Below are 25,503 nucleotides of genomic sequence, written 5' to 3'. Positions count from 1 at the left end.
TTTTACGTCAGTCTTTCGTCTAAGCTATGCAGCCAATGCAGCCCTTTTATGAGGCATGTTGCATTGCAAATAAGTCGAATGCGGCCGATATGAGCAGCGGCTGATTTCAACACGGCACCGCTTTCTTCCTCCCGGCGCTGCCGTGTCGGCCGTTCCCTCTGGAAGGTTTTGACTGAATTGTCGGACCTCTACTTATGCCGGGCCTTTGGCCCGGCTTTTTTCTTTTCAGCCATCGCCATCTTTTCAGGAAGACGATGCGACTTCGTCCTTCAGGACGCGGCGCAGCACCTTGCCGACATTGGTCTTCGGCAGCGACTCGCGGAACTCGATCCGGCGCGGCACCTTGTAGCCCGTGAGATTTTCCCGGCAGAAGCGGCGCAGCTCGTCGGGACCGAGGCTCTGGTCCTTGCGCACGACATAGGCGACGACGATTTCCCCCGCCTGCTCGTCGGGCAATCCGATGACCGCCGCCTCCATGACGCCGGGATGCTTGACAAGCACATCCTCGACCTCGTTCGGATAGACGTTGAAGCCGGAGACGAGGATCATGTCCTTCATCCGGTCCACGATCTTCACCTGCCCGTCGGGGAGGATCATGGCCACGTCGCCGGTGCGGAAATAGCCGTCCTGCGTCGTCACCCGCGCGGTTTCATCGGGCCGTTGCCAGTAGCCGGCCATCACCTGCGGCCCCTTCACGCACAGCTCGCCGCGCTCGCCGAAGGGCAGCACGGTCCCGTCGCTCGCGCGCACGCTCACATCGGTCGAGGGAAGCGGATAGCCGATGGTTCCGGTGAATTCCTCGATATCGAGGCGATTGGCGCAGACGACGGGCGAGGTCTCCGACAGCCCGTATCCTTCGACGATGGGCTGGCCGGAAACCGCCTTCCACTTCTTCGCGACCGTCTCCTGCGTGGCCATTCCGCCCGCAACCGCGAACACGAGCTGCGAGAAATCGACCTTCTCGATGCCCGGCGCATGCGCGAGCGCATTGTAGAGCGTGTTCACGCCGGACATGAGCGTGATCTTGCTCTTCTGGAGCGTTTTCACGAATCCGGCGATATCGCGCGGATTGGCGATGAGGAGCTGGCAGCCGCCGATCCTCGTCATCAGAAGCGAACACACCGTGAGGCCGAAAATGTGGTAGAGCGGCAGCGCGGTGACCATCACATGGTCCGCGCGCTCGCCGAAGAACGGACGCATCCACGCCTCGCATTGCAGCACGTTCGCGACCACGTTGCGGTGGAGCAGGACAGCCCCTTTCGAGATGCCGGTCGTTCCTCCCGTATATTGCAGGAACGCGATATCGTCGCGCGTGACGGCGACGGGGTCGGGCTTCCTGCGCGCTCCCTCGCTCAGCACCGTCCCGAAGGGCACGGATCCCGGCAGACGGAATGGCTTCACCGCCTTCTTCACGTAGCGGGACACGAGATTGACGATGGCGCCCTTGGCGCCCAGGAGGTCGCCCGGCTTCACGACGACCGCGCGATCGAGCTTGAGAGCAGGCAGAGCCTCCTCCACCGTGGCGCCGAAATTCTCGAGAACGAAGAGGAAGCGCGCTCCGGAATCCTGCAGCTGATGGGTCAGCTCGCGCGGCGTATAGAGCGGGTTGACGTTCACCACCGTGCCGCCCGCCGACAAAACGCCATAGATGATCGCCGGATAAGCCATCACGTTCGGCAGCATGATGGCGACGCGATCTCCTTTTCTCAAACCCTGCCGCTGCAGCCAGGACGCCACGGCATCGACGCTTCGGCCGAGTTCCGCATAGGTCATGCGCGTCCCGAAACTCTCGGCGGCGGGCCGGTTCGGATAGTCCGCGATCGCCTGGAGGAGCATGTCGTTGAGGGTGCCGATGCTCGCATCGTCGATGGTCTGAGGCACGTTCGACGGATAGGATCTGAGCCAGGGCCTGTCCGAGGGATGCCCGGCCGGATCCGGAGATGCGGCCGGTTGGGTCGTGGCGTTCATTCTTTTTCCTCCCGCTCCGGGCGAGTTCGCTTCCGAGGAGATGACGTCTCCGGTAAAGCTTAGATTGGTGCGGAAGAAGGGGTTTGTCGATGGGCGTCTCCGCGCGGCGCGGGCGGCGGCGCCCATCGATCCAGGCTCAGTGAACCTTTTGCAGGACGATATCGGCCGTCTTGCCGCTGAGCTCGGCCATGTGGTCGAAGCGGGTCGAGAAGGTGCCGACGCCGGCCGTGACGGAGCGCAGTTCGACGATCAGGTCTCCGATTTCCGATTCCGGAATGGTGGCGTTCAGCACCTCCCAGCCGGACCATCCCGGTCGCCCGTCATAGCCGAGGATCTGCCCGCGGCGGGCGGTCACGAGGCTCGTGGCCTTGGACAGGGCTTCGGTCGGAATGGTGACCTCGACCGACAGGATGGGCTCCAGCAGCACCGGCTTGCCTTTCGGAAGGGCCTCCGCAAGGGCAATCCGCGCCGCCGCCTGGAAAGCCGCGTCCGAGGAATCCACCGTGTGATAGGAGCCGTCCGTGAGGCTCACCGCAAGGTCGACCACCGGGAACCCCAGAGGGCCGCTCTTGAGGGCATCGCGAACCCCGGTTTCCACGGACGGAATGTACTGGCGCGGAACGACGCCGCCTGTGATCCGGTCCTCGAAGGCGAAGCCGCCGCCGCGCGGCAGCGGCGTGATCTCGATCATCACGTCGCCGTACTGGCCATGGCCTCCGGTCTGCTTCCGATGGCGCCCGCGGGCCGATGCGTGCAGGCGGATCGTCTCGCAATAGGCGACCCGCGGCTTGCTGATGTCGACCCCGACCTGGAAGCGCGAAGCGAGCTTTTCCACCGCGACACGCAGATGCATCTCGCCCTGCCCGAGCAGCCGGATCTCCCCCATATCGGGACGGCTCTCGACCACCAGGGACGGATCCTCCTCCGTGATCTTGGCGAGCGCGCTCGACAGGCGGACGTCGTCCTTCCGGTCGCGCACCTTGAGAGCCACCGCATAGACGGGCTCGGGCGGGGCCGGCGACACGATGGTGTCGGGGCGGGTCTTGCCCGATGCGAAGCTGTCGCCCGTGGCGATGCCCTCCAGGCGCCCGAAGCCGACCGCATCGCCGGCGATCGCCTCGCTGCGGCGCGCCGTGGCGCCGCCGACCATCGTCAGCAGGCTGCCGACACGGCTTTCCGCTCCGCGCGAGCCCACCACCATGTCGCCTTCGCGGAACGTGCCGCGCATCACGCGGGCCACGGAGAGCTTGCCCCCCTGCCCCATATGCAGGGTTTTCATCACATGAGCGAGCGGCGCGCCCTCTTCCGGGATCCCGAGACGGGCGCGGGTCTCGCCCAAGGCCGGGGCTTCGTGACGCAGGGCCTTGAGAAGCCGTGTGACGCCGTTTCCACGCTCGGCGGATCCGATGAGCACGGGCACCACGTGCCGATCGCGCAGTTCCTTGGAGAGATCGTCGAAGATGCGGTCGCGCGGCGGCTCGATCTCGGAGATCAGCTCCTCCATCAGGTCGTCGTCGTAATCGGCGAGCCGCTCGAGCATGGCGAAGCGCGCCTCGCGCTCGCGCAGGCTCTCGCCGTCCGGCATCTCGACGATCTCGCTGGGCGCATGCTCGCGATAGATGAAGGCGCGCTCCAGGGCGAGATCGATGAACCCGACGGCGATGCCATCCTTCCAGAGCGGAATCTGGCGCAGAAGCAGCGGCGTTCGCGAGGCCTGCTGCAGGAGGCTCAACGTCTCGCGCACGCGCTGCGTCGCCACGTCGATCTTGTTGATGAAGAGGAAGCGCGGAATGTCCGCCTCCTCAAGCTCCCGCAGGATGATTTCAAGCGCGGGAATCTTGCGCTCGTCCGACTCGCACACGACGACCGCCGCGTCGCAGACGGGGGTCACGTTGCGCATTTCGTGCAGGAATTCCGTGGAGCCGGGGCAATCGACGAAGGTCATCGTCTCGCCGAGGAATTCGACGGTGGCCACATTGGGCTCGATGCTCATGCCGTGAGCCCGCGCCTCCGCGCTCGCATCGCCGACGCTGTCGCCATTGGTCACACGGCCTGCGCGCGAGATCGCGCCGGTGCGCTCCAGGATCGCTTCGAGGAGCGTGGTCTTGCCGCTCTGGAACGGGCCGACGATGGCGATGCATCGCGGGCCCATGGGACCTCTGCCGTTGGGTGCCATGGTAGTCTCCTCCCTGCCCCCGTCAGCGCGCTCTTGGCCGTCGCGTTAACGGGATGCTCTGCCTCTCGGGAGGAGTTGGCAAGAGACTTTTTAAGAAGACGTCTTGAGACGGGAGGAACGGCCGAGCTTGCGCCCGGCCCTCCCGGCGCCGCTCGAAAGCTTGGGCTCGATGCTCCCTTGTTGGAAAGAGCGCATCGTTCTCGCGAAAAACCGGGTCCACTGTTTCGCACGATGCGCTAGGACGAATCCACATTCAGCACAGCCAGAGCATGATGGCGGCGAGGTGGATGAAGGCGAGGAAGTGGCAGGCGCGCCGGTCGTACCGGGTTGCAAAGCGTCGGCAGTGCTTGAGCTTGTTGAAGCAGCGTTCGATCCGATTGCGCAGTTTGTAGGCGGTGGCGTCATGGGCAATCGGCTGCTTGCGCGATCGGCTTGAGGGAATGACCGCCTCGGCGCCCATCGCCGCGATGGTCTGGCGCAGCTCGTTGGTGTCATAGGCCCGATCGGCCAGGACGGACCGGGCCTGGAAGCCGTCGAGCAGCGCCTTGGCGCCGAGGCAGTCGTGGCGCTGGCCGGCGCTCAGCAGGAAGCGCAGCGGTCGGCCGAGGCCGTCACAGATCATGTGGATCTTGGTGGTCAGACCCCCGCGGGAACGCCCCAGCGCCTGAGTGGCGGCCCCCCTTTTCCGGCGGCGGCCTGCTGATGGACGCGCACCAGGGTGGTGTCGAGCATGAGATAGTGATTGTCGCGATCCTTGATCAGCTCGGCAAACACCTGCTCCCAGACCCCGGCCTTGGTCCAGCGGGTAAAGCGGGCGTGGACGCTCTTCCATTTGCCGTAGCGCTCGGGCAGATGCTGCCAGAATGCTCCAGAGCGCAGCACCCACAAGACGCCGTTGACGAACAGGCGGTTATCCGCCCCGCTGCGGCCGGGGTCGCCCACCTTGCCCGGCAGCAGGGGGGCGATGCGCCGCCACTGGGCTTCGCTCAGTTCGTATCGCTTCACACCCATCGTCCGGCTCCGAATCAAACCACCTGCAACCCAGTGAGTCAGCTTTCTTCGCTCGTGTGAATCCTGAATGTGGATTGGCCCTAGCGCAGCTCGCGCAGCTCGAAATCGCTCACGCCGAGAGCAAAGTTCAGCCCTGTCTGGCCGCTGACCGAGAGCGGCTGCAGGACGATGGACGCGCCTGACCCGCCGACGAGAACATTGGCCCCGAGGCCGGCGCCGACCGTTGCCTCGGCCGAAGGCCCCGCATAGGTCCCGGCGAGCGATCCGGGCGACACGTCGCCGCTGGAGAAGACGGCCCAGGTCAGGATCCCGCCGTTCGTTGCGCCGACGTCCAGGCCGAAGCGGCGGATCACGCCGAGATAATGCTCGTTGGGGCCGCGCTGGGAATTGAAGACACAGGCGGTGGATTTCTGGGTCGTGAGGATGAGCCCCACATTGCCCGAGACATTGCAGGTCAGGACGCCGGCCCGGGTCTGGGCTTGCGCCTGCGCGTGGGAAAGGCCGGCGGACGATGCGACGGCAAGGAGCGTGAGGAGGAAAGCCGCGCGAAGCATGGTGAACTCCTGAGCTTGGTGAAGCCTGGCGATCAACGGGTCAGCGCAAGCCCCGTTCCGGCGCAATGCGCTCCCCGGCCGAGGGGGGCGAATCCGGTTCATGTCCTGCCGCCCGACATTTCAGCCATCGTTCGGGAATGGGATCCGTCGGGCTTTCCTTGTCCCAGGCCTGGGACACGATCCGCCACTCCCCGGCATCCTTGACGAGGAGCATCATTTCGATACCGCGATGGATCTCCGCGCCGTTTTCGGTCATCTCGCAGGCCGCCACCGCGACCGCCACGTTCCCGAAGACGCGGATCTCGGCCCCCAGCACGGCCTCCTCGAAGGCATGCAGCTTCGTGCCCGCAAGGCCCTTCATCCGTTCGATGAACGTTTCGACCGTCTGCGGCCGGGCTGGGCGCGCTGCCGGATAGAGCGTGGCCTCGGGCAGGAAATCGGCCGCAAATCCCGCCCAATCGGCCCGTGTTCCGGAGGTCCAGCTCAAGCTCGCGAACTGACGGGCGATGACGGCCTCGATGGCCTGGACATCGTCTCTGGGATCATCGGCTCCCATGGCGCACCCCTCCCTGGACTGGAGAGAAGCCAGCATGCGCCCCACCCGGCCTGGAGTATCGGACCCAAAAGTGGATGCCACTTTTGGGATTGCATCCGATGCTCTCTTCTTGGCGACTTCTTGGAGAGAGCGCATCGTTCCCGCGAAAAACCGGGGCCGCTTTTTCGCACGATGCGCTGGCGAAAAGGGCCCGGACCGCACTCTTATGGCGATCACGCCGTCATGAGATCTGCAAACGGGATGGTTCCGGCGGGCGAATTTCGCTCAAAGCGGAGCCGCCGGACCGAAATCCTGGTGCTCGCCGCGGCGGACCACCCGCATGGCGAAGATCGTCACGGGCCCCGCCCGGAGAAGATTCATGGCCGAGACGATCATCTCGGCCAGGCGCTCAGGGGCGATGTCGCTCCCCTCGATGTCGAGGAGAAAGTCCCGTGCCTCGACATAGCCTCCGTTGGTGAAGTCGACGCGGGCGTCGAACTTCACGCGACAGGCGGAGGCCGGGTCGGGCCGGTAGGGCTCGGCCTCGGGATCCGGATGGAATGTCCGAGGCAGATCCATCAGCGAAGCGAGCCGCAGAACCGCTGGATGCGGTTGCAGGCATCTTCCAGCGCCGCGTTGGACGTGGCGTAGGAGATGCGGAAGTTGGGACCCAGGCCGAAGGACGAGCCATGGACGGCCGCCACGCCCTCCGCCTCCAGCAGCTCGGAGACGAAGTCCTCGTCGGTCTCGATCAGCTTGCCCGACGGCGCGGTCTTGCCGATGGCCTCGGCGCAGGACGGATAGACGTAGAACGCCCCTTCCGGCATCGGGCACTTCAGGTACTTCGACTGATTCAGCATGGAGACCACGAGATCGCGGCGCTCCTCGAAGGCCTTCTTGAAGACCTTCAGGTGGTCCTGCGGCCCGTCGAGCGCCTCGACGGCGGCCCATTGCGAGATGGCGCTCGTGCCGGAGGTCTGCTGGCCCTGCACGAAATCCATGGCCTTGATGAGATGCTCGGGGCCCGCGGCGTAGCCGATGCGCCAGCCGGTCATGGCATAGGCCTTGGACACGCCGTTCATGGTCAGCGTGCGGTCATAGAGGCCCGGCTCGACCTGGGCCGGCGTCACGAACTCGAAATCGCCGTAGGTGAGGTGCTCGTACATGTCGTCGGTGAGCACCCACACGTGCGGATGGCGCATCAGCACGTCGGTGATCGCCTTCATCTCGTCGCGGGAATAGGCCGCGCCGGTCGGGTTCGACGGCGAATTGAGGATGATCCACTTGGTCTTCGGCGTGATGGCGCGCTCGAGCGGCTCCGGCTGGAGCTTGAAGTTATGCTCCATCGTGCAATCCACGAAGACGGGCTTGCCGCCGCAGAGCACCACCATCTCGGGGTACGAAACCCAGTACGGAGCCGGGACGATGACCTCGTCGCCCGGGTTCAGGGTGGCGAGCAGCGCATTGTAGATCACGTGCTTGCCGCCGGTGGACACGATGGTCTGCGAGGGCTTGTAGTCGAGGCCGTTCTCGCGCTTGAACTTGCGGGCGATGGCCTCGCGCAGCGGCACGATGCCGGGCACGGGGGTGTACTTGGTCTCGCCGCGGCGGATGGCCGCGATGGCCGCTTCCTTGATGTTGTCGGGCGTGTCGAAATCCGGCTCGCCGACCGAAAGGCTGATCACGTCCCGACCCTGGGCTTTGAGATCTCGCGCTTTCTGCGTGATGACGATCGTGGCAGACGGCTTGATGCGCGAGAGGGCGTCAGACAAAAAGCCCATGGGAAACCTCCGGTGGGGGCGTTAAGGAAGGGAACGTGACGGGGGCGGACCCTAATCCGCCCAAGCTGTCCAAGCAAGCGAAACAGCCCCCAGCCGGGGATTTTCAGGAGCCGCTCTTTCATGATGCCTTCCCTTACCCGCCGCATGGCCTTCGGCCTTTTCGCAGGAGCCGCCCTGCTCTCCCAGGCCGCGCTCGCGGAGACCTATCCCAGCCGCGTGATCAAGATGATCGTGCCCTATCCGGCGGGCGGCCCGACCGACGTGATCGCCCGCATCGTCGCTGAGGAAATGGGCAAGGACCTCGGGCAGAACACGATCGTCGAGAACGTGGCGGGCGCCTCCGGCGCCATCGGCACCCGCGCCGTCGCCCGGGCCGAGCCGGACGGCTACACGATCGTGTTCGGCAACAACCAGACCCACGGGAACAACATGTTCCTCCTGAAGGACCCCGGCTACGATGCGGTGAAGGATTTCGCTCCCCTCGCGGGGGCAGGCGCCTTCGAGCACGTCTTCGTGGTGAAGAACGACCTGCCGGTGAAGTCGATTCCCGAGCTGGTCGGGCTTGCCAAGAAGGATCCGGGCAAACTCAATTACGGCTCCACGGGCGTGGGCTCCGGCTCGCATCTGGCGACCGAGCTCTTCATGACCCGCACGGGCATCAAGATGACGCACGTCCCCTTCCGCGGCGCGGCCCCCCTGGTGACCGAGCTCATGGCCGGGCGCATCGACGTTTCGAACTCGACCCTCCCGAGCGTGCTGGCGCAGTTCGAGGGCGGCCAGATGCGCGCCATCGGCCTTGCGAGCCCGCAGCGCAACCCTCTCGCGCCCGACGTGCCGACCCTGCGCGAACAGGGCATCACCGATGCCGACGCGGAATCCTGGGCCGCCTTCTTCGCGCCCGTGAACACGCCCAAGCCGATTCTCGACAAGCTCTCGGGAACGATCATCGCGATCCTCAACAAGCCCGACGTGAAGGAGCGCATCACGAAGCTCGGCTTTACTTTGAACGTGCGCGACCCGGAGACCTTCAAACCCTATCTGGACAAGGAGATCCAGACCTGGGCCGAGATCATCAAGGCAGCCCGCATCAACGCGGAATAGCCTTCGATCCGTGTGGTTTTCACGTGACGGCCGGGCGAGAGTCCGGCCGTTTTTACTCGTCACACACCTGCTTTCACGACGTTACCGCACGTTAATATTGGTTAATGAATAGTTAATTTCGTCACTTGGCAAGTTGTCTCAAAGCAAGACTCCAAAACACGGCGGAACCTTCCTGTAAGGAAAGGGTTTTTTCTACAAGCCACAGCGTCCTTCATGGGGAAATGCCAATGAAGACAGTCCGACCAAGAAATCACGTCGCCTCCCGGGCTCACCGGATGGATCTGCGCCAGCAAACCCGCTGCTCGCTGGCCCTGATCATGCTGATGGGGCTCGCGACCGTATCGGTTCTGGCGACCACGCAAACCCTGTCCGGCCAGACCAAGGGCGCCGTCCACCTCTATACCCCAAGGTAAGACGCGTATTCCCCAAGGTAACACGCGAGTGAACGGGAGCGAGGTTGACGCCCCGTGCCAGAAGGTTAGCTCTTCCGCCCTGTATTGACGGAGAGCCTGTATGCCTAAACTTCGCCTCGCCCTTGCCTGCGCCATGTTCCTCGCCGCGGCCCCGGCCGCCCTGGCCCAGGACACGCAGCGCCTCCGGACGGACAAGGTCGAGGTGATCGTCGAAACGCTTGCCCGGAACCTTCAGAATCCCTGGAGCCTCGTCTTCCTTCCCGATGAGCGCATGCTGGTCACCGAGAGGCCCGGACGGCTGCGCATCGTCAATACGGACGGAACGCTCTCCGAGCCGATCCGGGGCCTCCCCGGCGTCTCCGCCGGCGGCCAGGGCGGCCTTCTGGACGTGGCGCTCGATCCGGATTTCGCCCGGAACAGGGTGGTCTATCTGAGTTTTTCCGAGGATCGGGGCGACGGCCAGAACGGCACGAGCGTGGCGCGGGGACGCCTGAGCGACGATGGCACGGCCCTGGAGGACGTCCAGGTCGTTTTCCGGCAGGAGCCGTCCTACAAGGGCACCCAGCATTTCGGCTCGCGCCTGGTCTTCGACCGGGACGGCAATCTCTTCGTGACACTGGGCGAACGGAACGACCTGCGCGACCAGGCCCAGAACCTCGGCAATCACCTCGGCAAGATCGTCCGCATCAAGCCCGCCGGCGGCGCGGCGTCCGGCAACCCCTTCCTCAACCGCGAGGATGCGCGCCCGGAGATCTGGTCCTATGGCCACCGCAACGTCCAGGCGGCCGCCCTTCACCCGGCGACGGGCGAGCTCTGGACCGCCGAGCACGGGGCGCGCGGGGGCGACGAGGTCAACATTCCGCGCAAGGGCAGGAACTACGGCTGGCCCGTCATCTCCTACGGCGTGCATTATTCCGGCCAGGCAATCGGCGAAGGCACCAGGAAGCCGGGAATGGAGCAGCCGGTCTATTACTGGGACCCGTCCATCGCCCCATCCGGCATGACCTTCTACACCGGCGACAAGTTTCCGGCCTGGCGCGGCAGCATCCTGGTGGGCGCCCTCGCGGGCAAGCTCGTGTCGCGCCTGGAAATCGACGGCGACCGGGTGACCGGCGAGGAGCGCATGCTGCAGGGTCTCGGCGAACGGATCCGCGACGTGCGCCAGGGTCCCGACGGCCTGATCTATCTCCTGACGGATTCGCCGAAGGGGCGCATCCTGCGCATGAGGCCCGCAACGTGAGCGCGCTCTCCCAAGAAGGGAGCATCGGATTCAATCCCAAAAGTGAAAATCCACCTTTGGGTCCGATGCTCTAGGCCCTCGGCCCGAACAGGATGAGGGCCGCGCCCGCAAGGCAGATCGCGCCGCCCGCCATGTCCCACCGGTCGGGCCGCGTGCCCTCGACGATCCAGAGCCACAGGATCGACGCGATGATGTAGACGCCGCCATAAGCCGCATAGGCCCGCCCGGCGGCATCGCTCGGGGCGAAGGTGAGCAGATAGGCAAAAAGCGCCAGCGATCCGACGCCCGGCAGCAGCCACAGCGGCGAACCGTGAAGGCGCAGCCACACCCAGAAGGCGAAGCATCCCGCGATCTCCGCCAGGGCGGCAGCCGCATAGACGAGGATCGTCATGGCCGCAGGGCTCCGTTAATCCGGGTCCTCGCCATCCAGGTCCTCGCCATCCAGGTCCTCGCCATCCAGGTCCTGGCCATCAGCGGCCCTGGAAGATGAAGGCCGCGCCGGACGCGATCAGCACGAAGCCGATGAGATGGTTCCAGCCCAGGGGCTCCTTCAGATAGAGCACGGAAAAGCCCGCGAAGACGATCAGCGTGATGACCTCCTGCATCGTCTTCAGTTCGGCCGCCGAATAGACCGCCGAGCCAATGCGATTGGCCGGAACCGCGAACCAGTATTCGACGAAGGCGATGCCCCAGGAGGCGAAGACCGCGATCCAGAGCGGCGATGCTTTGAATTTCAGGTGACCGTACCAGGCGAAGGTCATGAAGACGTTCGAGGCGATCAGCATGAAGATGGGTGCGATCTGAGGATTCATCTGAGGATTTATGGAGGGCACGAAGAGGGAGAGATGGGGAGAGGCGAGAGGAAGGCGTCCTCTGCCGTATTCCTCTCGCGGACGGTGTCAAGCGGCCCGGACCGCGGTTGTCCCGCAAAGGCCCTGTGACGGAAAGCTTGACGGCACCCGAACCGAAAGCCGTCTCAGGGGTTTTCCTGTCACCGAATTCAGTCAAGACTGCTTCAAGAGGATTTCGATGGATATCGCGCTCGACAAGGTCTGCGAACTCATTCTCCGGGCCAGGGCCATTGACGTGAAGGAGGGGCAGACCGATCCCGCCTCCGGGTCGAACCCCATTGACGACGGCTCCGTCGACGCCCTCACCTCCTCGCCGGACGACGCCACGGAAACCGAGCTTCGCGACGTGATCGCCGGGCTCAACGACGATGAGCGTGCGGATCTGATCGCCCTTGTCTATATCGGCCGCGGCGACATGGAGCCCGAGGAATGGGGCGACGCGGTGCGCCTCGCCCGCGAGCGCGAGGAGGCGAGCTCGCTCTCGACGGCCGATTGGCTCATCGGCATTCCGAACCTGGCCGACCTCCTGGACGAGGGCCTCAGCCTCATGGGCCGCAGCTGCACGTAATATGCGGATACGAGCGAAACCTATCTCATGTGCAGTCTATCTCATGTGAATGACGAGAGCGCCGCTACGCGGCAGGCTGCGGGAATGGCGGCCGCGACGCGACATCGCCTCAAGCCATGCCGGCCGGGATCGGAGCGTTTGCTGCACTGCGACGATGCCCTATTTGCGACATGGAATGGGTGAACTCTCTCGCGGCTTGCCGAAGGAGGACGCCATGTCTCCGCGCAATCCGGAAGAAATCTCCGACGTGGACCTGCGGAACGAAGCTCTGCAGGACATCCACGGAACGACCGATCACGCCCATCAGGCCGCGCCGAATTTCAAGGTTTATGGCCCGTTTGCTCCCGCGCCCCGGCCCGACGACAGAGCCGACGCGCAGACCTCGGCCGATCGCGTCGAGGCGTATCTGAAAGGCCCGACGGCCTTCTCCGCCTGACCTTTTGCCCCAGATCTCGGCCCCCAAACCTCTCCCGCACACATCTCCCTCGCATGCCGACGGCGGCTCCTCGTCGTGCATCGATTTACAGCCGGCCGAGATTGCCCTAATCACCGACGAGGCGAAACGCGGCAATCGCGAGAAGGCTCATGACGGCCCCCTGGTCCCAAGCCAACCTTTCGAACTGGAACAGACGCGCGGCCCTGCATATCCAGGATGCCACCGGCTTCTACGACGTCGAAGGCTTCGTTGACGGGAAGGACACGCTCGATCCTATCGCGGCTTCGGAAATCGGAGACGTGAAGGGCAAGCGCCTTTTGCACCTGCAATGCCATTTCGGCCTGGATACGCTCTCGCTTGCCCGCCGCGGGGCCATCGTGACCGGCCTCGATTTCTCGCCCGTCGCCATCGCCGGCGCGCGCGACCTCGCCGCGAGGGCGAACGTGCCCGCCGCCTTCGTCGAGGCCGACATCTACGATGCCCGGAGCGCGCTCGACGGCCGTTTCGACCTGATCTTCTCGAGCTGGGGCACGATCTGCTGGCTGCCCGATGTGAAGCGCTGGGCGAAGGTCGTCGCCGACATGCTTCAACCGGGCGGCACGTTCTACTTCCTCGATTCCCATCCGTCCGCGCAGGTTCTGGACCAGCGCGACGGGCGCATCGAGCCGGTCTATGGCTGGCGGACCCCCGCGGACAAGCCCGACGTCTTTACGGAATCCCAGTCCTATACGGGCGATTCGCATTCGGAGAAGGTCGTCGACTACAACTGGATTCACCCGCTCTCTGACGTCATCGGCGGACTTCTCGACGCGGGGCTGCGCCTGGAGCGCCTGCGCGAGCACGAACTCCTACCCTATCGGCTCTTTCCCATGATGGTGCCGGGGGGACGGGGCATGTTCCGCCTGCCCGACGGCGCCGTACCGATCCCGCTTTCCTTCTCGCTGAAAGCCACGAAAGGCTGACGCTCGAGCATCGGACGCAAAGGCGGGAGCCGGTTTTGCGTCCGATGCTCGAGACCATAGACGTGAGCAGCGCATCGCTTGAGCGGACCCGAAAGGCCGCGTCCGCACGATGCGCTCGTCGCGCACCAATTCCGAGCTCGGGCGTTGTGGGTATGGGCACAAGCCCGGAACGCCTCTTGAACTTCAGATCCTTCGTGTTTGCATTCGACGGGAGCCCGCATGAGCATTGGCCTGATCGCCCTGCTGGACGACATCGCCGGCCTCGCCAAAGTCGCCGCCGCGTCGCTCGACGACGTGGGGGCGCAGGCGGCCAAGGCGGGAGCGAAGGCCGCGGGCGTCGTGATCGACGATGCCGCCGTCACGCCGCGCTACGTCGTGGGCTTCGCGGCCTCGCGCGAGCTTCCGATCGTCGGCAAGATCGCTCTGGGCTCGCTCAAGAACAAGCTCATCTATCTGCTGCCTGCCGCATTGCTCCTCAGCTTCGCGGCACCCTGGGCGATCACGCCGCTGCTCATGATGGGCGGCGCCTATCTGTGCTACGAGGGCTCGGAGAAGGTGTTCGAAGCGCTGTTCCCGCATGGCGCCCATCGCCATGAGGCCGCCGTCGGCGAGGCGGCTCAAAGCACCCGTAGCGTCGAGGACGAGAAGGTCAGCAGCGCCATCAAGACCGACTTCATCCTCTCGGCGGAGATCATGGCGATCACCCTGGGAACCGTGTCCGAAGCCTCGTCCTGGACGCAGGCGCTGGTGCTTGCCGTGGTCGGCATCGGCATCACCGCGCTGGTCTATGGCGGCGTCGCCCTGATCGTGAAAGCGGACGATGTGGGCCTGGCCCTGGCGAGGAACGATCGTCCGATCTCCCGTCTCATCGGGCGTAGCGCGCAAGGGGCGCCGAACGGGGCCGACCGGGCCCTGGCCCCGCTCACGCGCGGGTTCGGGCGCGGCCTCGTTCGCGCCATGCCGTCGATGCTGCGCGTGCTGGGCATCGTGGGAACCGCCGCGATGGTCTGGGTGGGCGGCGGCATCATCCTCCATGGCCTCGAAGGCTACGGCTTCGCCTGGCTGAGCCATGCGATCCACGCTGTCGCAGGAGGGGCGGCCCAGGCCGGGGCGACCCATGCCGCGCCGGTCTTCGGCGGCTTCGTGGAATGGCTCGTCACGGCCGCCGCATCCGGCCTGTTCGGCCTTGCCCTTGGAGCCGTCCTCATCCCCCTCCTCCACTACGTGGCCGTGCCGCTGACGAGGGCCGTGCGCGGAGCCGGCCGGAAGGCCCAGAAGCACACCGCCTGATCGACGCGCGGACGGGCACCTTTCCATCCCTGCCGTTTCGTACCATATTCGTTCTATGGCCAAATCACCCAAGAAGCCCAAGCTTTCCACCGGGAAGGCATCCAAACCCGAGCTGAAGCCGCTGGATCCCTATCTCGCCGATCTTCTCAATCCCGCGGTCAACCGGGAGCGGGAGGCGGCCGAGGGCTTCGCCGAGCGCGCGCAGGAAACCTTCATCCACGGCGATGTCTCGGATGTCGATCCGGCACTCGCCAAGAAGCTCGGCCTCAAAGGGCCCGATGACGGCCCCGATGTCGCGAGCGAGCTCGGCGATCTCGCGCCGGGCTCCGGCGTGTCGGCCACGGTCGATGCGCTGACGAGGCTGCTGACGGAAGGCGACCCGCGCTTCAGGGACGGCAGGCCCTGGGTGCCGCACCGCCCGCCGCGCCCCGAGAAGTCCGAAGGCGGCATTCCGTTCAAGATCAAATCCGATTTCACGCCCTCCGGAGACCAGCCGCAGGCCATCCGCGAGCTGGTCGACGGCGTGCGCCGCAGCGAGCGCGATCAGGTGCTGCTCGGCGTCACCGGCTCGGGCAAGACCTTCACCATGGCCAAGGTGATCGAGGAGACGCAGCGCCCCGCCCTCATCCTCGCACCCAACAAGACGCTGGCGGCGCAGCTCTACGGCGAGTTCAAGTCGTTCTTTCCCGACAACGCGGTGGAATATTTCGTCTCGTACTACGACTATTACCAGCCCGAAGCCTATGTGCCGCGCTCGGACACCTTCATCGAGAAGGAATCCTCCATCAACGAGCAGATCGACCGCATGCGCCACTCGGCGACCCGTGCGCTGATCGAACGCGACGACGTGATCATCGTCGCATCGGTCTCGTGCATCTACGGTATCGGCTCGGTCGAGACCTATACGGCCATGACCTTCTCCGTGAAGGTGGGCGAGCGCATCGAGCAGCGCCAGCTCATCGCGGATCTCGTGGCCCTGCAGTACAAGCGCATCCAGAGCGACTTCGCGCGCGGCACCTTCCGGGTGCGCGGCGACGTCATCGAGCTCTTCCCGGCCCACTTGGAGGACCGCGCCTGGCGTATCGGCCTGTTCGGCGACGAGATCGAGAGCATCGTCGAGTTCGATCCGCTCACCGGCAAGAAGACCAACGACCTCTCCTTCGTGAAGGTCTACGCGAATTCGCACTACGTGACGCCGCGCCCGACCCTGCAGCAGGCCGTGAAGGGCATCCAGGACGAACTGCAGCACCGCCTGCAGGAACTCGCCCGCATGGGCCGCCTGCTCGAAGCGCAGCGCCTCGAGCAGCGCACGCAGTTCGACCTCGAGATGATCGAGGCGACCGGCGTGTGCAACGGCATCGAGAACTATTCGCGCTATCTCACCGGCCGCAAGCCCGGCGAGCCGCCACCGACCCTGTTCGAATATCTTCCCGACAACGCCCTCGTGTTCACGGACGAAAGCCACGTGACCGTGCCGCAGATCGGCGGCATGTATCGCGGCGACTTCCGCCGCAAGGCGACGCTCGCGGAATACGGCTTCCGACTGCCCTCGTGCCTCGACAACCGCCCCTTGCGCTTCGAGGAATGGGACGCCATGCGGCCGCAATCGGTCCATGTGTCGGCGACACCCGGGAAATGGGAGATGGAGCAGACCGGCGGCATCTTCGTCGAGCAGGTCATCCGCCCGACGGGTCTCGTCGATCCCGTGGTGGAGATCCGCCCCGCGCGCAGCCAGGTCGACGATCTTCTGCACGAGGTGAAGGAGCTGTCCGCGAAGGGCTATCGCACGCTCGTGACGACGCTCACCAAGCGCATGGCGGAAGACCTCACGGAATATCTCCACGAGAACGGCGTGCGCGTGCGCTACATGCACTCGGACATCGACACGCTGGAGCGCATCGAGATCATCCGCGACCTGCGGCTCGGCGCCTTCGACGTGCTCATCGGCATCAACCTGCTGCGCGAGGGCCTCGACATTCCCGAATGCTCGCTGGTGGCCATTCTCGATGCGGACAAGGAGGGCTTCCTGCGCTCAGAGACATCGCTCGTGCAGACCATCGGCCGCGCTGCCCGTAACGTGGAAGGCAAGGCGATCCTCTATGCGGACCAGATCACGGGCTCGATGGAGCGCGCGATCGCGGAGACCAACCGCCGCCGCGAGAAGCAGCTCGCCTACAACGCCGAGCACGGCATCACGCCGCAATCGGTGAAGAAGAACATCGCGGACATTCTGGAGAGCGTCTACGAGCGCGACCGCGTCTCGGTCGATACGGGCCTCGCCGACAAGACGGTCGGCCACAACCTCAAGGCCGTCATCGCCGATATGGAAAAGCGCATGCGCGAAGCCGCCGCGAACCTGGAATTCGAGGAGGCCGCGCGGTTGCGCGACGAGCTCAAGCGTCTCCAGGCCACGGAACTTGCGATCAGCGACGACCCGATGGCGCGCCAATCCGACGTGGAGAGAGATGCCGGCAGATACGGGGGCTCGCGCAAATACGGGCGCAGCGCCAACCTGCCGCCGAAGGGCCTTCCGCCGTCTGCGGACGGCGCGAGCGAAGGGGACGAGGATTCCGGGTCCTACGGCCCGACCGGCAAGGGCCGGTCGGACGAGGGCACCCGCATCCGCAAGCCCGGCCTCGACGAGATGGGACCGGGCACCGATCGCGAGATCCCGCTGAACTTCCGCGAGCGTCCGACGGCCCGCTCGACCCAGGGCTTCGCGGGCCAGAAGCCGAAATACAAGGGGCGCAAGGGGCGGTAGGCAAGGGGCGGTAGAACCGTCCCTTCGGCCCGTCAGCGCATCGTGCGAAAAAGTGGACCCGGTTTTTCGCGAGAACGATGCGCCGCTCTATAGTGGGAGCATCGGACCCAAAAGTGGATTCCACCTTTGGGTCCGATGCTCTAGCGCCACCCGACCTCGAAGACGGGCACCGGCTGAGCGAATCCCTTCAGGGCCTGCGGTCCGAGCGCGGCGACAGGCAGCCGGCCCGACAGGAGGCCCGATACCGTCTCGGACACGACGATGCCGTCGGGATCGGCGCATTGGCACAGGCGCGCGGCCATCTGGACGGTGGCTCCGAACAGATCGTTGTGGTCGGCGACGGGCTCGCCCGCGTCGAGGCCGATCCGAACCTGCAGCTTCTCGCGGCTCGCGAGGTTGAAGGCGTCGAAGGCCTGCTGAATGGCGCGGGCGCATTGCACGCCGGCCAGGACATCGTCGAAGGACGCCATGATGCCGTCGCCCGTATGCTTGACCTCGCGCCCGCCGGCGTGATGCAGCGCGCGGCGGACGAGCGCGTCATGGGCCCGGACCATCTCGACGGCCCTGACGTCCCCCAGCCGGGCGGTCATCCCGGTCGAATCGACGATGTCGGTGAACATGATGGTGCGCATGGCCGGATCGACCGTCGCCCGGCCGACGGCTTCGGCCGGAGGAGGATCGGCGACGCGACCCAGGAAGGCCTCGACGGCGGACAGGTCCACCTCGATGACGTCCCGGGCGATGTGGCCATGGGCCTCGTCGTGAACCCGCATCGCGGTGCCGATATCGGGCGCCTCGATGAGGCAGAAGGCGGTGCCGCGCGTGTCGTCGAACCAATAGGTCAGGAAGCGCACGCCGTATTGCCCCTGCACCCCCAGGTCCTTCCGATGGGCTTCGGCGATATCCTCCGCCGTCAGGCCTTTCAAGTCATGCCGGTCGAGGAATATGGGCATCGCGTCCTCCGGCCCCCTCATGCAATTTACACCGTTCGGCGGCGCGCCGGAACGGTGTAAAGAGCAGAGGCTGCCTGTCGCGCGTATCCGGGCAGCCGCTCGACGCAGGGCTTCGTAAGTCGGCATCCCGCCATGCGAGGGGCGCACGAGGCGGAGCCAAACCGGCCAACTCCGCACGAAGTGCCCTATTCTCTCACCAATGCGGCCAGGATGGACCCGGGCTCAACCCCAAGGGCCTCGGCCACAGCGAGGAACTCGATAACGTCGAGGCGACGCTCACCGCCCTCGCACTTGGCAACGAAAGATTGCGGCCTGCCGAGACGCTCGACAACTTGGATCTGCGTCAGATTGGCTTTCTGGCGAGCCTCAATGAGAAGTTCGCATAGGCGCTGTTGCTGCTGCGTATGAATCGTTTTCTGCATCGGCGGCTCTGCCCCGACAGCCGCGTGGTTACCGAAAGCGGCGGGGAGAATTTTCTCGATTATCTCGGCGACATCGATGGATTAGAACGACACCGTACTTTGACGTCGCTCAATGAAATCCTAGCATCTGCAAATAGTTTCTCAAGGAGAAAGTTAAGATGGAATTTAGATTACGCGCTCTCCAGAATACCGACACCATATTTCCTGAATTGCGAGCGATTTTACTAATATACAATCTGAACAACTCTGGATACATCAAAGTAATTCTTTATAAAATTAAGAAAAAGGCGGCCCTGAGCCGCCTTTTTCGCAACCTTATCTCGTGCAGCCGCCTATAGGCGCCCCATCAGCAGCAGGATGATGAGGATCAGAAGGATCACGCCGAGCAGGCCGCTCGGGCCATAGCCCCAGCCGCGGCTGTAGGGCCAGGCCGGCACGGCGCCGACGAGCAGAAGAATGACGATGATGAGCAGGATAGTGCTGACGCCCATGATGGTGCCTCCATGAAAGGTCCCGACCGAGGGAGGCGCTTCCTCCTGCGAGGACGGCCCCGTGGGGCCCGCAACCCTCAGCCGAAACTGAGCTGTTGCAGGAGAACTTGGCCATTCGGATTTGGTTCCCAGAAGATGTCGTTGACCGCGCCATTGGCTGCGAGATTGAACGTCTTCCCAGGAATCCGCGCCTGGGCGGGACGATTGGGCGGAACGATCAAGATGGCTTGGCGTTACTTCCATGGCGATCGGGTGCCGCCGTCAGTGCGACCCCTGCGGGAGGTCGCCCCCTCGAGCGGATCAGGTCGACCCAATGCACAAAAAGTTTTCAAAGCAAATGTCTCAGCACGATCCAGAGCCTGTTCCGGGCCTCAGAAAATCGTCCTCGCCGGCCCTTAGCCGCTCGGTCCAGGCCCAGCTCGGCCAGCGCCTGCGGCAGTTCTACGAAACTCTGGCGCTCGGGGAGCAGCCGGTTCCGGATCGCTTCATCGAGATCATCAATCGCTTGGACGAGCGGAAGCCGGAGAAGCAGCAATCATGAGCATCGACATCGATCTTCGCGACTCCATGCTCAAGGCGACGCCGAACCTGCGCGCCTTCGCCATTTCTCTGACGAACAACGTGGACCGTGCGGACGATCTGGTGCAGGAGACCCTGATGCGGGCGATTGCCAATATCGATCGCTTCCAGCCCGGCACCAACATGCAGGCGTGGCTCTTCACCATCCTGCGCAATCTCTTTCACTCCGAATACCGCAAGCGGCGGCGCGAGGTGGAGGACGCGGACGGCAAGTACGCGGCCACCCTCTCGGTGCAGCCCGACCAGATGCCCCATCTCGATTTCGAGGATCTGCAGAAGGCGCTGGCGCACCTGCCGCACGATCAGCGGGAGGCCCTTCTGCTGGTCGGCGCCTCCGGCTTTTCCTACGAGCAGGCCGCGGAAATCTGCGGCTGCGCGGTCGGCACCATCAAGAGCCGCGTCAACCGCGCACGCAACCGCCTCGCGGAACTGATGCATTTCGAGGACATGGACGAGGATATCGGCCCCGACCGGGTGACCCTCTCGGTGATGCACGCCATGGCCTGATCACCATCGGGACTTCCCTCCCAGAGTATCGGACATGAAAAGTGGAATCCACGTCTGCGTTCGATGCTCCAACGACACAAGCCCGGTGCAGCGGCGAACCGCTCCCGGGCTTTCGTTCATCCAACGAGACGGGCTTGAATTGCGCGGCCCGAGAGCACGCGCAGCCGACTTACCGGCGCCGGAACTGCGGATTGCCGCGCTGCGGCGGACGCGGTCCGGACGATGCACCCGAGTCCTTGTGGCGGAAGATGAGCCGGCCCTTCTCGAGATCGTAGGGCGACATCTCGACGGTGACACGGTCGCCAGCCAAGGTCTTGATGCGGTTCTTCTTCATCTTGCCGGCCGTGTAGGCAATGACCTCGTGGCCATTGTCCAACTGCACGCGATAGCGCGCATCCGGCAGAATTTCAGTCACAAGCCCTTCGAAGGTGATCAGTTCTTCCTTTGCCATGCAAAGCCTTCCCCATAACAAAAAAGCCGCTCCTGAGGGGGAACGGCCGATAAGCAAGAGAGCGTGCCGGGCACGCTCTCCAGTATCAAACCTTACGCGTTCTGCAGGTTCACTGCAGAGGTGCGGCCGGTGCGCTGATCCGTCTGAAGCTCGTAGGAGATCTTCTGACCCTCGCGCAGACCACGCATGCCGGCGCGCTCGAGCGCCGTCGCATGGACGAACACGTCCTTGCCGCCGTTGTCGGGCTGGATGAAACCATAACCCTTGGTTTCATTGTACCACTTCACGGTTCCCTGTTCCATGGGAATTCCTTTCACTGTCGCTTGCACGTGGGCGAGGGCCGAGGCCAGATCGCCCGTTAGTCGATATTGGTAGAGAGAAGGAACGTGCGCCCGGCAGTGCCAAAGCGAAGTAGCCCAGTCGTCCGGCCAAATGTCGATGCGACAATAAGTAGGGGAAGGATGGGGCAATTGCAAGGCAAGACCGTTAAGCCTTGTTAGGTAGTACGGCCCTCGCGCAGGCCCGAAACGAAGGCCCGGAGGAGCCGTTCTCCCCCTTCCGTGAAGCGGATCTCGCCGTCATCCGCCTCGACGAGTCCCCGCCCCGTCAGCTCGGACACGGCGGCATCGCTCGCCTTGTGGCCGACCCCGTCGCGCCGGACGACGCTCCGGACCGGCTGCCCGCTGGACAGCTCATGATAGGCCGCGAAGGCAAAGACCGCCAATGCGTCGTCGCTCAGACCGGGCCGCTCTGCCATCGGGCACCTCCGGGTCAGGATGGTTCACCGGACCGACAATGCGATAGCCGCGAACCCGTTCGAGCGCGGCTTGTGAAAAAGCGTCCCGAGGAACGGCTTTTGCGGCCTTACGTTGTTGGAACAAGGCCGCGCTCCGGGTGGGCCACCCCGGCAAGGCGCGAGACAATGGCGCAAGACAACCGCGAGAGACGACGAAAGGAGCGCTCCCATGGCCAATGATCGCTACCGCGAAGACGACGACGGCTACATCGCCCGCCACGGCTTCGGCAACGAACGCTCAGGTTACGACCGCAGCCGCGACGCCAGTTACGAGAGGACGTCGAGGCGCGATTACGGGGATTCCGCGGGCTACGGCTCGGGCGGCTCCTCCCGCGACTGGCGCGACGTCGTCGGCGAGGACCGGGACTATGACCCCTCTTCGCTCTTCCGCTCGGGCAGGGACCGGGATCGCGACCGGAGTTATCCACGCGCCGGCGCCTATGAACCGGATCTCGACCGCTACGGCTCGGCCTCGTTCGGGCGCGGCTCGCGCGACTACAACGAGGACCGGGGTTTCTTCGAGAGGGCCGGAGACGAGGTGCGCTCCTGGTTCGGCGACGAGGGCGCCGAGCGCCGCCGCGACCGGGACATGCGCCAGGCCGGGCAACATCGCGGCCGCGGCCCGAAAGGCTATCAGCGCTCCGACGCGCGGATCCTCGACGACGTCAACGACCGCCTCACGGACGATCCGCATGTCGACGCCTCCGAGATAGAAGTCTCGGTGTCCAACCGCGAGATTACCTTGAGCGGCACCGTGAACAGCCGCTTCGAGAAGCGCCACGCGGAAGATATCGCCGAATCCGTCTCGGGCGTCACCCATGTGCAGAACAACCTGCGGGTCCAGCAATATGCCGATGCGGGCATGGGCGGCAGCATGCTCTCCGGAGCCGCAGCCGCAGGCGCCGGGACGGTCGGACGGCCCGAAATGAGGACGGCCGCCACGGAGGATATCGGCGGCCGCAAAAGCCGCACCTGACCTCACAGGCTTTTCAGCGGGATGGCTTTTCCCCTGAAAACCTCGTGAGCCGCGCTGCGGATGCGCTTGCGCCTCTTGGGACGCGAGCGCATCTGTCGTACCAGGATCTTGTCTTTTCCCGCATGCGCACGACCTCCTAGCGCATCGCGTGGAAAGGGGCCGGTTTTTTCGCACCCGGCGATGCGCGATGCAGAAGACAGGGACATCGGACGAGTCCCGGAGGCGGGCTCCGCGTTCTTCAGTCCGATGCCCGACGCGACGGGAAGAACGAGGACGACAATGGCAGGTATCTCCGTCACGCTCGAAGGCGACAACATCCAGATCGCGTTCCAGAAGGGCGAACAATCGACGGCCGTGGTCATGGATCCCCATGCGGCCCGCTCGCTGGTCAAGGCCGTCAGCCAGCTCCTCATCGCCATCGGCGAAAGCGGCGAGGACACGGAGGAGATGCCGGAGGAGCTGGTCGAGGTCACCTCGTCCACCATCGATATCGGGACCGACGAGCATGGGCTGGCCGTGGTCGGCCTTCAGGCCGGCCTGATGCCCCCGTTCCTGCTGCGCCTCAAGGACGACGAGGCCCGGCACATCGCCACGAGTCTGCTGGAAATCCTCAACAGCCCGAGGGACGTGCGCATCTCCCACGGGGACCACTAACCCGAGCGCGGCTGCGGAACTTCATTATCGCCATACGGTTGTCGAACGCGGGTCATCATCGGCTCCGCTTTGGACAAGGCTATGGCAGCTCACGACCCCAAGCTCACCCTCAACCCGCCCTATAGTGTCCCCATCATGGACGCGAAGGCGGAACCGACCCTCAAACATCCGGAGTCCGAGGCCTTCTACGCCGAGGCCCTGCGGGAGCTGAACCAGCTCGGCCTGCCCTTCCTGCTCGCCGGCACCTATGCCCTCGCGGCCCATACCGGCATCACGCGCCCCACGAAGGATCTCGATATCTTCTGCAAGGCCGGCGACTACACCCGGGTCCTGTCGCACTTCAAGTCCTTGGGCTATTCCGTCGAGATCGAGGACGATCGCTGGCTCGGCAAGGTCTTCAAGGGGCAATACTTCTTCGACGTGATCTTCGCCTCGTCCAACGGCACGATGCCGATCGGCGATCCCTGGTTCGAGCATGCGCGACAGATCGAGGTGTTCGGCCAGCCAGTGCGCATCGTCGGCCCGACCGAGCTCATCTGGTCGAAAGGCTTCATTCAGCTCCGCCACCGCTATGACGGCGCGGACGTGGCGCACACCATCCTCAAGGCGCACGACCAGATCGACTGGCATCGCCTGCTGGCCTACATGGAAGTTCACTGGGAGGTGCTGCTCATGCACCTGCTCAACTTCCGTTGGATCTACCCGTCCGAGCGCGACAAGGTCCCGCGCTGGGTCATGGACGAACTGCTCGACAGGCTGTCCAAGCAGCTCGAACTTCCGCCGCCGCAGATGAAGGTGTGTCGCGGGCGGATGTTCTCCCGGATCGATTACGAGATCGACGTGAAGCAATGGGGCTTCGCCGATGTGGGCGGCGAAGGTGAATGGCGGAATGAGTGATGTTGAAAAGACCCTGAAGGTCGCCGCCATGGGCGACCTTCACGTCCGTGAGGACAACGGCGGCTCCTATCGCGATCTGTTCGGTGAAATCTCCAGAGAAGCGGACGTTCTCGTCCTGACGGGCGATCTGACCGATCTCGGCAAGCCGAAGGAGGCCGAGATCCTCGCGCAGGATCTCAAGGCCTGCTCGATCCCCGTCGTCGGCGTGCTCGGCAATCACGATTACGAGTGCGGCGCGGCGGAACAGGTGACCCACATCCTGCGCGATGCGGGCATGAAGCTTCTCGACGGGCAGTCAGTGGAGATCGACGGCGTCGGCTTCGTCGGCGTCAAAGGCTTCGCCGGCGGATTCGGGCGGCGCATGCTGGGCTCCTTCGGGGAGCCCGCCATCAAGCAGTTCGTCAGCGAGACCATGAACGAAACGCTGCGGCTCGAAAACGCGATGCGTCAGGTGCGTGCCAAGCGGTCCATGGTGATCCTGCATTATGCGCCGGTGCCCGAGACGATCGAAGGAGAGCCGCTGGAGATCTATCCGTTTCTCGGCTCCTCGCGCCTGGCGGAAACCATCGACCGCTTCAAGGTCAGCGCCATCGTACACGGTCACGCGCATCGCGGCCGCTTCGAGGGGCGCACCCCGGGCGGACAGCCCGTCTACAATGTCGCCAAGCACATCGAGAAGCCGACCGGGAAGCCCTACGCCATCCTGGAAATCTGACCCTTTCGCACGATGCGCTAGAGCCTTTTCCGCAAAAGTGGATGCCGGTTTTGCGAAGAAAAGGCGTCTTTCTCAAACAACAGGAGCCTTTTCCATGAACTTCGGTTCATGGAAAAGGCTCTAGAGCCGCGGACCCGGATCGGTCGGAGTGCCGGGCAGATAATCGGGCTCGGAGCCCGGCCCTTTCGGATCCGTGATTCCGGGATCGTTCACGGGATAGGGCGTGCGCGGACCCGTCGGGCCGGTATCCGGCAGATCGTCAGGATCCGTTCCGGGCGGCGGCATGTCGCTCGGAATGTTTCCACCCGGCAGCGGCTCGTCCGTCGGCATTCCTGGATTGGCCATTCTTCTCTTCCTCGTTGACGTGTCCGTGATCAGGTCAACAGGTCCGCACAAATCGGGTTCCACCGGCAAG

General features: G+C 64.7%; 29 protein-coding genes and 1 pseudogene. 14 read left to right on the top strand and 16 right to left on the bottom strand.

Features of this window, described 5'->3' with window-relative positions; all coding sequences use genetic code 11:
• Positions 1–243 precede the first annotated feature (243 nt).
• The 7 genes and pseudogenes from RE429_RS06595 to RE429_RS06565 form a co-directional block, all read right to left on the bottom strand.
• A complete protein-coding gene (locus tag RE429_RS06595; RefSeq protein ID WP_414473530.1) occupies positions 244–1,968 on the bottom strand; it encodes an AMP-binding protein in 1,725 nt (574 codons plus the stop codon).
• 136 nt (positions 1,969–2,104) lie between these two features.
• Positions 2,105–4,144 carry an elongation factor G gene (locus RE429_RS06590; protein ID WP_414473529.1) on the bottom strand — a complete coding sequence of 680 codons (2,040 nt, stop codon included), beginning with the start codon at positions 4,142–4,144 and terminating at the stop codon, positions 2,105–2,107.
• Between the two features lie 253 nt (positions 4,145–4,397).
• Positions 4,398–5,155, bottom strand: a pseudogene (locus tag RE429_RS06585) (IS5 family transposase).
• An 80-nt stretch (positions 5,156–5,235) separates the two neighbouring features.
• Positions 5,236–5,709, bottom strand: coding sequence for a DUF992 domain-containing protein (locus RE429_RS06580; RefSeq protein WP_414473528.1), 474 nt, complete (start codon positions 5,707–5,709; stop codon positions 5,236–5,238).
• Positions 5,710–5,749: 40 nt separating this feature from the next.
• Positions 5,750–6,301, bottom strand: coding sequence for a nuclear transport factor 2 family protein (locus tag RE429_RS06575; protein WP_414473527.1), 552 nt, complete (start codon positions 6,299–6,301; stop codon positions 5,750–5,752).
• Positions 6,302–6,529: 228 nt separating this feature from the next.
• Entirely contained in the window at positions 6,530–6,823 is a 294-nt protein-coding gene (locus RE429_RS06570; RefSeq protein ID WP_414473526.1) for a hypothetical protein, read from the bottom strand.
• The gene (locus RE429_RS06565; protein WP_414473525.1) at positions 6,823–8,025 is read right to left on the bottom strand and encodes a pyridoxal phosphate-dependent aminotransferase; all 1,203 of its coding nucleotides are present in this window, start codon (positions 8,023–8,025) and stop codon (positions 6,823–6,825) included. Before RE429_RS06565 ends, RE429_RS06570 begins: the two co-directional genes overlap by 1 nt.
• Before the next feature lie 120 nt (positions 8,026–8,145).
• Between RE429_RS06565 and RE429_RS06560 the strand changes: the two genes are divergently transcribed.
• From RE429_RS06560 to RE429_RS06550, 3 genes are all read left to right on the top strand, one after another.
• Positions 8,146–9,126 (top strand): Bug family tripartite tricarboxylate transporter substrate binding protein, encoded by a 981-nt coding sequence (locus tag RE429_RS06560; protein WP_414473524.1) that lies wholly within the window; start codon positions 8,146–8,148, stop codon positions 9,124–9,126.
• A gap of 227 nt (positions 9,127–9,353) precedes the next feature.
• Positions 9,354–9,539, top strand: coding sequence for a hypothetical protein (locus RE429_RS06555; protein WP_414473523.1), 186 nt, complete (start codon positions 9,354–9,356; stop codon positions 9,537–9,539).
• A 100-nt stretch (positions 9,540–9,639) separates the two neighbouring features.
• On the top strand, positions 9,640–10,779 hold the full coding sequence (locus RE429_RS06550) for a PQQ-dependent sugar dehydrogenase (protein ID WP_414473522.1): 1,140 nt from the start codon (positions 9,640–9,642) through the stop codon (positions 10,777–10,779).
• Positions 10,780–10,849: 70 nt separating this feature from the next.
• Here the strand turns inward: RE429_RS06550 and RE429_RS06545 are convergent, their stop codons facing one another.
• On the bottom strand, positions 10,850–11,170 hold the full coding sequence (locus RE429_RS06545) for a YnfA family protein (RefSeq protein ID WP_414473521.1): 321 nt from the start codon (positions 11,168–11,170) through the stop codon (positions 10,850–10,852).
• Between the two features lie 79 nt (positions 11,171–11,249).
• Positions 11,250–11,591, bottom strand: coding sequence for a DMT family protein (locus tag RE429_RS06540; RefSeq protein ID WP_414473520.1), 342 nt, complete (start codon positions 11,589–11,591; stop codon positions 11,250–11,252).
• 217 nt (positions 11,592–11,808) lie between these two features.
• Between RE429_RS06540 and RE429_RS06535 the strand changes: the two genes are divergently transcribed.
• The 5 genes from RE429_RS06535 to uvrB all read left to right on the top strand — a co-directional run bounded on the left by RE429_RS06535 (position 11,809) and on the right by uvrB (position 17,647).
• Positions 11,809–12,198, top strand: a complete 390-nt coding sequence (locus RE429_RS06535) for a DUF3775 domain-containing protein (protein ID WP_414473519.1) — start codon at positions 11,809–11,811, stop codon at positions 12,196–12,198.
• Positions 12,199–12,412: 214 nt separating this feature from the next.
• The gene (locus RE429_RS06530) at positions 12,413–12,634 is read left to right on the top strand and encodes a hypothetical protein (RefSeq protein ID WP_414473518.1); all 222 of its coding nucleotides are present in this window, start codon (positions 12,413–12,415) and stop codon (positions 12,632–12,634) included.
• Between the two features lie 149 nt (positions 12,635–12,783).
• Positions 12,784–13,596 carry a class I SAM-dependent methyltransferase gene (locus RE429_RS06525; RefSeq protein ID WP_414473517.1) on the top strand — a complete coding sequence of 271 codons (813 nt, stop codon included), beginning with the start codon at positions 12,784–12,786 and terminating at the stop codon, positions 13,594–13,596.
• Between the two features lie 219 nt (positions 13,597–13,815).
• Positions 13,816–14,886 carry a DUF808 domain-containing protein gene (locus RE429_RS06520; protein WP_414473516.1) on the top strand — a complete coding sequence of 357 codons (1,071 nt, stop codon included), beginning with the start codon at positions 13,816–13,818 and terminating at the stop codon, positions 14,884–14,886.
• A gap of 55 nt (positions 14,887–14,941) precedes the next feature.
• Positions 14,942–17,647, top strand: coding sequence for an excinuclease ABC subunit UvrB (uvrB, locus tag RE429_RS06515; RefSeq protein WP_414473515.1), 2,706 nt, complete (start codon positions 14,942–14,944; stop codon positions 17,645–17,647).
• A gap of 140 nt (positions 17,648–17,787) precedes the next feature.
• Here the strand turns inward: uvrB and RE429_RS06510 are convergent, their stop codons facing one another.
• The 3 genes from RE429_RS06510 to RE429_RS06500 form a co-directional block, all read right to left on the bottom strand.
• A complete protein-coding gene (locus RE429_RS06510; RefSeq protein ID WP_414473514.1) occupies positions 17,788–18,600 on the bottom strand; it encodes a nickel-binding protein in 813 nt (270 codons plus the stop codon).
• Between the two features lie 185 nt (positions 18,601–18,785).
• On the bottom strand, positions 18,786–19,022 hold the full coding sequence (locus RE429_RS06505; protein WP_414473513.1) for a helix-turn-helix domain-containing protein: 237 nt from the start codon (positions 19,020–19,022) through the stop codon (positions 18,786–18,788).
• Between the two features lie 332 nt (positions 19,023–19,354).
• Complete coding sequence (locus RE429_RS06500) at positions 19,355–19,513, bottom strand: DUF3309 family protein (RefSeq protein ID WP_370436550.1); 159 nt, start codon at positions 19,511–19,513, stop codon at positions 19,355–19,357.
• A 337-nt stretch (positions 19,514–19,850) separates the two neighbouring features.
• Between RE429_RS06500 and RE429_RS06495 the strand changes: the two genes are divergently transcribed.
• Entirely contained in the window at positions 19,851–20,054 is a 204-nt protein-coding gene (locus RE429_RS06495) for a NepR family anti-sigma factor (RefSeq protein WP_414473512.1), read from the top strand.
• Positions 20,051–20,599, top strand: a complete 549-nt coding sequence (locus tag RE429_RS06490) for a sigma-70 family RNA polymerase sigma factor (RefSeq protein WP_414473511.1) — start codon at positions 20,051–20,053, stop codon at positions 20,597–20,599. Before RE429_RS06495 ends, RE429_RS06490 begins: the two co-directional genes overlap by 4 nt.
• Before the next feature lie 169 nt (positions 20,600–20,768).
• On the opposite strand, the gene infA is transcribed toward RE429_RS06490, so the two are convergent.
• The 3 genes from infA to RE429_RS06475 form a co-directional block, all read right to left on the bottom strand.
• Positions 20,769–21,050, bottom strand: a complete 282-nt coding sequence (gene infA, locus RE429_RS06485; RefSeq protein ID WP_027314981.1) for a translation initiation factor IF-1 — start codon at positions 21,048–21,050, stop codon at positions 20,769–20,771.
• A 92-nt stretch (positions 21,051–21,142) separates the two neighbouring features.
• The gene (locus RE429_RS06480; RefSeq protein ID WP_047188264.1) at positions 21,143–21,352 is read right to left on the bottom strand and encodes a cold-shock protein; all 210 of its coding nucleotides are present in this window, start codon (positions 21,350–21,352) and stop codon (positions 21,143–21,145) included.
• Between the two features lie 194 nt (positions 21,353–21,546).
• Complete coding sequence (locus tag RE429_RS06475; protein ID WP_414473510.1) at positions 21,547–21,807, bottom strand: hypothetical protein; 261 nt, start codon at positions 21,805–21,807, stop codon at positions 21,547–21,549.
• Between the two features lie 208 nt (positions 21,808–22,015).
• Between RE429_RS06475 and RE429_RS06470 the strand changes: the two genes are divergently transcribed.
• The 4 genes from RE429_RS06470 to RE429_RS06455 all read left to right on the top strand — a co-directional run bounded on the left by RE429_RS06470 (position 22,016) and on the right by RE429_RS06455 (position 25,088).
• Complete coding sequence (locus RE429_RS06470) at positions 22,016–22,822, top strand: BON domain-containing protein (RefSeq protein ID WP_414473509.1); 807 nt, start codon at positions 22,016–22,018, stop codon at positions 22,820–22,822.
• A gap of 279 nt (positions 22,823–23,101) precedes the next feature.
• A complete protein-coding gene (locus tag RE429_RS06465; protein ID WP_414473508.1) occupies positions 23,102–23,476 on the top strand; it encodes a hypothetical protein in 375 nt (124 codons plus the stop codon).
• An 81-nt stretch (positions 23,477–23,557) separates the two neighbouring features.
• Positions 23,558–24,373, top strand: a complete 816-nt coding sequence (locus tag RE429_RS06460) for a hypothetical protein (RefSeq protein WP_414473507.1) — start codon at positions 23,558–23,560, stop codon at positions 24,371–24,373.
• A complete protein-coding gene (locus tag RE429_RS06455) occupies positions 24,366–25,088 on the top strand; it encodes a metallophosphoesterase family protein (protein ID WP_414473506.1) in 723 nt (240 codons plus the stop codon). The genes RE429_RS06460 and RE429_RS06455 overlap by 8 nt, the downstream gene beginning before the upstream one ends.
• Positions 25,089–25,208: 120 nt before the next feature.
• On the opposite strand, the gene RE429_RS06450 is transcribed toward RE429_RS06455, so the two are convergent.
• A complete protein-coding gene (locus RE429_RS06450) occupies positions 25,209–25,433 on the bottom strand; it encodes a hypothetical protein (protein ID WP_370436542.1) in 225 nt (74 codons plus the stop codon).
• Positions 25,434–25,503: the final 70 nt, after the last annotated feature.

Origin of the sequence: Microvirga sp. M2, from assembly GCF_047497095.1 — a bacterium.
Taxonomy (GTDB): Bacteria; Pseudomonadota; Alphaproteobacteria; order Rhizobiales; family Beijerinckiaceae; genus Microvirga.
Note: the sequence above shows the minus strand (reverse complement) of the source record. Positions and strands in the feature narration are given on the sequence as shown.

What these genes read in the sequence shown, in the direction of transcription:
- RE429_RS06595 (WP_414473530.1), bottom strand. Translation starts at nt 1,968, where the DNA reads ATGAACGCCACGACCCAACCGGCCGCATCTCCGGATCCGGCCGGGCAT.
- RE429_RS06590 (WP_414473529.1), bottom strand. Translation starts at nt 4,144, where the DNA reads ATGGCACCCAACGGCAGAGGTCCCATGGGCCCGCGATGCATCGCCATC.
- RE429_RS06580 (WP_414473528.1), bottom strand. Translation starts at nt 5,709, where the DNA reads ATGCTTCGCGCGGCTTTCCTCCTCACGCTCCTTGCCGTCGCATCGTCC.
- RE429_RS06575 (WP_414473527.1), bottom strand. Translation starts at nt 6,301, where the DNA reads ATGCTGGCTTCTCTCCAGTCCAGGGAGGGGTGCGCCATGGGAGCCGAT.
- RE429_RS06570 (WP_414473526.1), bottom strand. Translation starts at nt 6,823, where the DNA reads ATGGATCTGCCTCGGACATTCCATCCGGATCCCGAGGCCGAGCCCTAC.
- RE429_RS06565 (WP_414473525.1), bottom strand. Translation starts at nt 8,025, where the DNA reads ATGGGCTTTTTGTCTGACGCCCTCTCGCGCATCAAGCCGTCTGCCACG.
- RE429_RS06560 (WP_414473524.1), top strand. Translation starts at nt 8,146, where the DNA reads ATGATGCCTTCCCTTACCCGCCGCATGGCCTTCGGCCTTTTCGCAGGA.
- RE429_RS06555 (WP_414473523.1), top strand. Translation starts at nt 9,354, where the DNA reads ATGAAGACAGTCCGACCAAGAAATCACGTCGCCTCCCGGGCTCACCGG.
- RE429_RS06550 (WP_414473522.1), top strand. Translation starts at nt 9,640, where the DNA reads ATGCCTAAACTTCGCCTCGCCCTTGCCTGCGCCATGTTCCTCGCCGCG.
- RE429_RS06545 (WP_414473521.1), bottom strand. Translation starts at nt 11,170, where the DNA reads ATGACGATCCTCGTCTATGCGGCTGCCGCCCTGGCGGAGATCGCGGGA.
- RE429_RS06540 (WP_414473520.1), bottom strand. Translation starts at nt 11,591, where the DNA reads ATGAATCCTCAGATCGCACCCATCTTCATGCTGATCGCCTCGAACGTC.
- RE429_RS06535 (WP_414473519.1), top strand. Translation starts at nt 11,809, where the DNA reads ATGGATATCGCGCTCGACAAGGTCTGCGAACTCATTCTCCGGGCCAGG.
- RE429_RS06530 (WP_414473518.1), top strand. Translation starts at nt 12,413, where the DNA reads ATGTCTCCGCGCAATCCGGAAGAAATCTCCGACGTGGACCTGCGGAAC.
- RE429_RS06525 (WP_414473517.1), top strand. Translation starts at nt 12,784, where the DNA reads ATGACGGCCCCCTGGTCCCAAGCCAACCTTTCGAACTGGAACAGACGC.
- RE429_RS06520 (WP_414473516.1), top strand. Translation starts at nt 13,816, where the DNA reads ATGAGCATTGGCCTGATCGCCCTGCTGGACGACATCGCCGGCCTCGCC.
- uvrB (WP_414473515.1), top strand. Translation starts at nt 14,942, where the DNA reads ATGGCCAAATCACCCAAGAAGCCCAAGCTTTCCACCGGGAAGGCATCC.
- RE429_RS06510 (WP_414473514.1), bottom strand. Translation starts at nt 18,600, where the DNA reads ATGCCCATATTCCTCGACCGGCATGACTTGAAAGGCCTGACGGCGGAG.
- RE429_RS06505 (WP_414473513.1), bottom strand. Translation starts at nt 19,022, where the DNA reads ATGCAGAAAACGATTCATACGCAGCAGCAACAGCGCCTATGCGAACTT.
- RE429_RS06500 (WP_370436550.1), bottom strand. Translation starts at nt 19,513, where the DNA reads ATGGGCGTCAGCACTATCCTGCTCATCATCGTCATTCTTCTGCTCGTC.
- RE429_RS06495 (WP_414473512.1), top strand. Translation starts at nt 19,851, where the DNA reads ATGTCTCAGCACGATCCAGAGCCTGTTCCGGGCCTCAGAAAATCGTCC.
- RE429_RS06490 (WP_414473511.1), top strand. Translation starts at nt 20,051, where the DNA reads ATGAGCATCGACATCGATCTTCGCGACTCCATGCTCAAGGCGACGCCG.
- infA (WP_027314981.1), bottom strand. Translation starts at nt 21,050, where the DNA reads ATGGCAAAGGAAGAACTGATCACCTTCGAAGGGCTTGTGACTGAAATT.
- RE429_RS06480 (WP_047188264.1), bottom strand. Translation starts at nt 21,352, where the DNA reads ATGGAACAGGGAACCGTGAAGTGGTACAATGAAACCAAGGGTTATGGT.
- RE429_RS06475 (WP_414473510.1), bottom strand. Translation starts at nt 21,807, where the DNA reads ATGGCAGAGCGGCCCGGTCTGAGCGACGACGCATTGGCGGTCTTTGCC.
- RE429_RS06470 (WP_414473509.1), top strand. Translation starts at nt 22,016, where the DNA reads ATGGCCAATGATCGCTACCGCGAAGACGACGACGGCTACATCGCCCGC.
- RE429_RS06465 (WP_414473508.1), top strand. Translation starts at nt 23,102, where the DNA reads ATGGCAGGTATCTCCGTCACGCTCGAAGGCGACAACATCCAGATCGCG.
- RE429_RS06460 (WP_414473507.1), top strand. Translation starts at nt 23,558, where the DNA reads ATGGCAGCTCACGACCCCAAGCTCACCCTCAACCCGCCCTATAGTGTC.
- RE429_RS06455 (WP_414473506.1), top strand. Translation starts at nt 24,366, where the DNA reads ATGAGTGATGTTGAAAAGACCCTGAAGGTCGCCGCCATGGGCGACCTT.
- RE429_RS06450 (WP_370436542.1), bottom strand. Translation starts at nt 25,433, where the DNA reads ATGGCCAATCCAGGAATGCCGACGGACGAGCCGCTGCCGGGTGGAAAC.